The 4700-nt window shown below is 38.0% G+C and carries 5 protein-coding genes; 4 read left to right on the top strand and 1 reads right to left on the bottom strand.

The annotated features are described in order from the left end of the window. The coding region (locus tag C0430_RS05745; protein WP_290866430.1) for a gliding motility-associated C-terminal domain-containing protein at positions 1 to 1912 on the top strand (1912 nt) is incomplete at its 5' end. 106 nt (positions 1913 to 2018) lie between these two features. On the opposite strand, the gene C0430_RS05740 is transcribed toward C0430_RS05745, so the two are convergent. Beyond that, positions 2019 to 2495 carry a TspO/MBR family protein gene (locus C0430_RS05740; RefSeq protein ID WP_290866423.1) on the bottom strand — a complete coding sequence of 159 codons (477 nt, stop codon included), beginning with the start codon at positions 2493 to 2495 and terminating at the stop codon, positions 2019 to 2021. An 84-nt stretch (positions 2496 to 2579) separates the two neighbouring features. Between C0430_RS05740 and C0430_RS05735 the strand changes: the two genes are divergently transcribed. The 3 genes from C0430_RS05735 to C0430_RS05725 all read left to right on the top strand — a co-directional run. Then, the gene (locus tag C0430_RS05735) at positions 2580 to 3671 is read left to right on the top strand and encodes a diphosphomevalonate decarboxylase (RefSeq protein ID WP_290866420.1); all 1092 of its coding nucleotides are present in this window, start codon (positions 2580 to 2582) and stop codon (positions 3669 to 3671) included. After that, entirely contained in the window at positions 3668 to 3961 is a 294-nt protein-coding gene (locus tag C0430_RS05730) for a four helix bundle protein (protein ID WP_290866418.1), read from the top strand. Before C0430_RS05735 ends, C0430_RS05730 begins: the two co-directional genes overlap by 4 nt. A gap of 49 nt (positions 3962 to 4010) precedes the next feature. After that, a partial coding sequence (locus C0430_RS05725; protein ID WP_290866416.1) for a mevalonate kinase occupies positions 4011 to 4700 on the top strand: 690 nt, incomplete at its 3' end.

Genomic DNA, 4700 nt, shown 5'->3' with positions numbered 1-4700 from the left:
GCCAACAACGATGACTATTGTCGTGAACCCGATTGCGGCGACTTTCACTCCAGTGTCTCCGATTTGTTCTGGTGATGCTCTAGCTCCTTTGCCTACGACTTCCACTAATGGAGTGACAGGAACTTGGTCGCCGGCCATAAACAACACGGCAACAACAACCTATACTTTTACGCCAACTGCCGGTCAATGTGCCGTGACGCCTGTAACTATGACTATTGTCGTGAACCCGATTGCGGCGACTTTTACTCCAATTGCTCCGATTTGTTCAGGAGAAGTTTTGGATCCTTTGCCAACGACTTCCACTAACGGAGTTACGGGAACTTGGTCGCCTGCCATAAATAACACGACAACAACAACCTACACTTTTGCACCAACTGCAGGTCAATGTGCCGTGACACCTGCAACTATGACTATTGTCGTGAATCAAAATGTTACACCAACTTTTACTGCAATCGATCCTATTTGTTCGGGTTCGGCTAGTCCAGTTTTACCTACAACATCAAATAATTCAATTATAGGGACTTGGAATCCTGCAACAGTAAGCAATACCGCTTCGGCTACTTATACTTTCACGCCAACTGCCGGGCAATGTGCATTACCAACAACTTTGGATGTTACAATAAATCCGAAAATTATTCCTTTGTTTGATCCAACAGCTGATGTTTGTTATGGTGCTGCCGCACCAAGTTTGCCTACAACTTCCAATAACGGAATTACAGGAATCTGGAATCCGGCGACTGTGAGCAATACCGCTTCTGGAACATATACTTTTACACCAAGCACTGGTATTTGTGCCACAACTGCAACTTTAACCATAAATGTAAACACAATTATACCCAGCTTTAATACTGTTGCTCCAATTTGTGCAAACGCCACGGCACCAGTATTAGCAACAACTTCCACAAATGGAATTACCGGAAGCTGGAATCCAACAACCGTAAGCTATACAGCTTCCGGAACTTATACTTTTACTCCTGATGATGGACAATGTGCAACGACTGCAACACTAGATGTAACAGTTAATCCAATTCTTACTCCAAGTTTTACAGCCATTGCACCAATATGTTCGGGAGCAACAAGCCCGGTTTTACCACTTACATCAAACAATGGAATTACTGGAACTTGGAATCCTGCAACAGTAAGCAATACCTCTTCTGAAACATATACTTTCACGCCAAATGTTGGAGAATGTGCAACTGAAACAACTTTGAATGTAACCGTTAATCCGATTGTCACTCCAACTTTTACCGCTATTGCTCCTATATGTTCTGGTTCGACAAGACCTGTTTTGTCTACAACATCAAATAATTCAATTACCGGAACTTGGAATCCTGCAACAGTAAGCAATACCGCTTCTGGAACATATACTTTCACGCCAACTGCAGGTCAGTGTTCTCTGGCAACCAGTTTGGACATTGTGGTTTATCAATCTCCAACTGATATTGTTTTCTCTTCAACCGATGTTGTCAATGGCAACCCAGATGGAATTATCGAAATCACCGGCGTGACCAGTGGAGTTGCTCCTTTTCAATATCGCATCAACAATGGATCATTTACATCAAATACTACTTATGCTAACCTTCTTCCGGAGGATTACACCATTACCGTAAGAGATTCAAATGGTTGTGAATTCAACAAGACGGCAAAAATAAATTCACTTTGTGTATTTCCTAATGCCATAACTCCCAATAATGACACGTACAACGACACTTTTAACCTCAAAGGCTGTAATGTGGTTAGACTCGAATTGTACAATAGATATGGGGTGAAAGTAAATAGATACAACAATTATTCTGACCAATGGGATGGAACTAACGACAATGGAAAATCCCTCCCAGATGGAACTTATTTTTATGTCGCCGAAAAATCAGATGGAACATCAAAATCAGGTTGGGTATTTGTGACCAGATAGTTTAAATTAAAAAAGCTCCTAAGGAGCTTTTTTAATTTAAATGAAGTTTGAAGAATCTAAGTTTTAATGTTTTTAAACTTAATTAAAAAATAGTGTCGATTTAAAATTATCGATTTAGCCACCAAATACTGGCATTCAAAACAGCTGCAAAACTTACCCAAAGCAAGTATGGAATCAATAAATAACCTGCAATTTTATTGATTTTCAAAAATTTAACATGGGTTTCATAAATCATCAACCACAATATTATAATTTCTAAACCGGCCAACATTGGGTTTTTCAAACCAAAAAACAAATACGACCACAAAGCATTTAAAGCCAGTTGAACGGCAAAGAAAACCAAGGCATTTTTAACCGTTTCTTTTTCCTGTTCCATTCGGTTCCAAACCAGTCCTGCAGCCACACCCATCATCACGTAAAACATGCTCCAAACAGGCGCAAAAATCCAGTTGGGCGGATTAAAACTCGGTTTTACCAATGTGGGATACCAAGTAGTAATTGCTGAACGAGTTACCATACCAGAAAAATAGCCAACCACCAAACAAGTGACCACAACAACCAGAATTTTAGAAATTTTATTCATGTTATTTTTTTTCAAAATTAATAAAAAACTTTGACCAATTCCACAAATAAAGAAATCAGTATCTTTGCAGAAATTTTTTAATTGATGTTTTCAGCAAACGATTTTATTCCAGCCAAATATTCTCATTCCATAGAAAGTGGAAATTTCTCTTGGAGTTCGCCCAGCAACATAGCTTTGGTGAAATATTGGGGCAAAAAAGACAAACAAATTCCGGCAAATCCTTCGGTGAGTTTTACCTTGAATAATTGCAAGACGATTACAAAATTGGCTTTCGCCAAAAAAGAAAATCAAAATTCTTTTTCTTTCGACCTGCTTTTTGAAGGAAAACCCAAAGAAGATTTCAAACCAAAAATCCAGCAATTTTTCGAAAGAGTCTTGGTTTATTTGCCTTTTTTGAAAGACTATCATTTTACCATTGACACCCAAAACACGTTTCCGCACAGTTCAGGAATTGCCTCATCGGCTTCGGGAATGGCGGCTTTGTCGATGAATTTGATGAGTTTGGAAAAAGCTTTAAATCCAGATATGACCGAAGATTACTTTTATCAAAAAGCCTCTTTCTTGGCCCGATTGGGTTCCGGAAGTGCTTGCCGAAGCGTGAAAGGCAAAGTGGTCGTTTGGGGAGAGCATAAAAATATTCAAGGAAGTTCGAATTTGTTTGGAGTAGAATTTCCGAATGCCATTCACGAGAATTTCCAGAATTTTCAAGACACGATTTTGTTGGTGGACAAAGGCGAAAAACAAGTTTCGAGTTCCGTGGGACACAATTTGATGAACGACCACCCCTTTGCCGAAAGGCGATTTGAACAAGCTCACGAAAACTTGGACAAATTAATCAACGTTTTCGAAAGCGGAAATTTGGATGAATTCATAACAATAGTCGAAAGCGAAGCCTTGACATTGCATTCGATGATGATGACTTCGATACCGTATTTTATTTTAATGAAACCCAACACACTGGAAATCATCAACGCAATTTGGAAATATCGCAACGACACGAAAACCCCAGTTTGTTTCACGCTAGATGCCGGCGCAAATGTCCATATTTTGTACCCAGAAAATACCAAAGAAAAAGTTTTGCAATTTATTAAGGACGAATTAGTTGGCTATTGTCAAAATGGTCAGTACATTTGTGACGAAATTGGAATTGGAAGTCAATTGATAATTGATAATTGATAATTGATAATTGGTCATTATGGAAAAGAAGAATATTATCAAAACAATTATTACGTTCCGGAACATCCATAGGCGCAAATGTCAGAGAAGCGGAACACGCCCAAAGTAAAGCGGATTTCATCCATAAACTATCTATTTCATTAAAAGAAGCCAATGAAACAGAATATTGGTTAGATTTATTGTTTGAAACAAAATTTCTTACGGAAGAAGAATTTCAAAGTATAAAATACAAAATAATAGAATTATTAAAATTATTGACCAGTATAATTAATACTTCTAAAAACAAATAATTATCAATTACGAATTATCAATTGTGAACTGTTAATTATCAATTAATTTATGAAAGGACCTTTATTTTACTCAAAAATATTACTCTTTGGAGAATACGGAATCATTCGTGACTCGAAAGGTTTATCTATTCCATACAATTTTTACAATGGCGCGCTGAAAAGAGAAGAAAATCCATCAGCAGAAGCCATAAAATCCAACGAAAATTTGAAACGTTTTGTTTCTTATTTGGAAAACCTGCAAACTGAACAACCCGAATTGGTCACTTTCGATTTGGTTACCCTAAAAAATGACGTTGCAACCGGAATGTTCTTTGATTCCAGCATTCCACAAGGTTATGGAGTGGGAAGCAGCGGTGCCTTGGTTGCGGCCATTTACGACAAATACGCCCAAAATAAAATCACGGTTCTAGAAAATTTGACTCGTGAAAAATTATTGCAACTCAAAACTGTTTTCGGACAAATGGAATCATTTTTCCACGGAAAAAGTTCTGGTTTGGACCCTTTAAACAGTTATTTGAGCATTCCCATTTTAATCAATTCCAAAGACAATATCGAGGCAACCGGGATTCCAACCCAAAGTTTGGAAGGCAACGGAGCCGTATTTTTGATCGATTCAGGAATTGTGGGCGAAACCGCTCCAATGGTCAATATTTTTATGGAAAATTTGAAAGATCAAGGCTTCCGAAAAATGTTGAAAGACCAATTCATCAAACACACCGATGCTTGCGTCGAAAATTTT

This window comes from Flavobacterium sp. (assembly GCF_013823965.1).
GTDB lineage: Bacteria > Bacteroidota > Bacteroidia > Flavobacteriales > Flavobacteriaceae > Flavobacterium.
The sequence above is the reverse complement of the archived record's forward strand: the minus strand, read 5'-3'. Positions and strand labels throughout refer to the sequence as shown.

Excerpts from the sequence above, each read along its gene's own strand:
- C0430_RS05740 (WP_290866423.1), bottom strand. The coding sequence starts at position 2,495 with ATGAATAAAATTTCTAAAATTCTGGTTGTTGTGGTCACTTGTTTGGTG.
- C0430_RS05735 (WP_290866420.1), top strand. The coding sequence starts at position 2,580 with ATGTTTTCAGCAAACGATTTTATTCCAGCCAAATATTCTCATTCCATA.